The organism is Zhenhengia yiwuensis (genome assembly GCF_014384995.1).
Taxonomy (GTDB): domain Bacteria; phylum Bacillota; class Clostridia; order Lachnospirales; family Cellulosilyticaceae; genus Zhenhengia; species Zhenhengia yiwuensis.
Map to the genome: position 1 here is coordinate 1 of NZ_JACRSY010000101.1, position 1633 is coordinate 1633.

The 1633-nt window shown below is 30.5% G+C and carries 2 protein-coding genes; one reads left to right on the forward strand and one right to left on the reverse strand.

Annotated features, from left to right (window positions below):
* The first annotated feature begins 162 nt into the window (after positions 1–162).
* Positions 163–639 (forward strand): hypothetical protein, encoded by a 477-nt coding sequence (locus tag H8718_RS20155; RefSeq protein ID WP_249334847.1) that lies wholly within the window; start codon positions 163–165, stop codon positions 637–639.
* A gap of 128 nt (positions 640–767) precedes the next feature.
* On the opposite strand, the gene H8718_RS20160 is transcribed toward H8718_RS20155, so the two are convergent.
* Complete coding sequence (locus tag H8718_RS20160; RefSeq protein WP_249334848.1) at positions 768–1394, reverse strand: hypothetical protein; 627 nt, start codon at positions 1392–1394, stop codon at positions 768–770.
* Positions 1395–1633: the final 239 nt, after the last annotated feature.

A 1633-nucleotide genomic window follows, 5' to 3' on the forward strand; every position in this document is an offset into this window, starting at 1 on the left:
GAAGAACTAGAGGAACTAATGCCTTGGGCACCAGAGATTCAAAATAACTGCAAATAATAAATCGTACAACTAGAGTGAAATGCTCCAACTCTAATTGTACGATTTTTATTTTTGGACACCTTCTAATTAATCGCTTACCTTATAAAAATTGGAGGCCAAAATATGAAATCTAAATCATATGTTTTTATGTTTATTACATCACTTTTTGTATTTACATCTTCTTTGTCTGCAGCAACTATTGACTCTAACGCACATAAGCAAACTGTTACTAACTATATAGAAGAGATTAATCAAATACAAAAACAAATCTTTACATTGACACAAAAAATTGCTTTTCTAACTACTCCATCTGATGAAATTTATATCACTGAATTAAACTTTATAAATAACCAGTTAGATAATGTTACACAATCAATGCTTAGCTACTATGAGTCTCTTCCTGATCTATGTACTGAAAAACTCAATGTACTAGTTCTTTTTAATTCTACTAACCTAATTCATTGTTCTTTAATCAAATTGAATGAATTAAATAACTCTAATTCTAATATTGAAAAAATGACCATCTTACAAACCTATTGTGCATTTCATGTAGAAGCTAATAATATTCTAAATATTGTTTCCAATCTTGTGTCACAATAAATTGTTTTAAAGTAGTAGCAGTTTATATAGAGAATGCTACTACTTTAAAATTATTCTATGTCGGTTTTGATATTTATTAATTGAATCAATAAAACTTAGATTTTCTAAAGGTATATTGCATTTAGCTATTAAAATTTGTTAGTCATAATCTTCTTTTTATCGTGATAATACATATCAACTTCTGCTTTGCAGCTTACACAATCAATAGCCACTGCTTGAGCAGGTTCCATCCAGAATGAAGCTTGTTTACCACACTCATTGCACTTGTATGTAGCAGGGACTAAATCATCAAGATGGATTACTTTATCTTCTTCACAACGTTTACATGTAAATCTAAGTTCTTTTTGATTAGGGTCATCAATCCAGAAATGAAAATCTTTTTCGCACTCACATACTCCTATTACTAATCGACGCTCTTGTGCTTCTAAGAATTCTTTTACTGAGTTGAACTTTTGTCCTGGTTGTTTATTTGTGACAGTCGTTTTAACTGCTTTAGCCTCACCTTCCTGATTTTTCACTTCATGTGGGCCAACAGCCTTACAAGCTTCCTGCACCTCTCGAATTGCATGTACTATAGATGTGTTTACCTCATGTGCAATAATTGGTTTAATCTCGGTAGCACACTCCTCTGTAGGTTGAACCCCTAACTTTTTATCAATCATATACTTAGCTACTTCTAAGAAGACTTTCTCATCTTCATTCTCTTTCCCATTAAAATCTAATACAAATACATTGTTTCCTGCTTCAATTTTCATCTTTAAATACCTCTTTTCATTAGTTTATTTTTATAAAAAATTATTTTTATTTACTTGGAATTTTTACTTTTTTATGATGTATTGACCTATTTTTTTTAATGGTAAGCGATTAATTAGAAGGTGTCCAAAAATAAAAATCGTACAATTAGAGTTGGAGCATTTCACTCTAGTTGTACGATTTATTATTTGCAGTTATTTTGAATCTCTGGTGCCCAAGGCATTAGTTCCTCTAGTTCTTC

Excerpts from the sequence above, each read along its gene's own strand:
- H8718_RS20160 (WP_249334848.1), bottom strand. The coding sequence starts at position 1,394 with ATGAAAATTGAAGCAGGAAACAATGTATTTGTATTAGATTTTAATGGG.
- H8718_RS20155 (WP_249334847.1), top strand. The coding sequence starts at position 163 with ATGAAATCTAAATCATATGTTTTTATGTTTATTACATCACTTTTTGTA.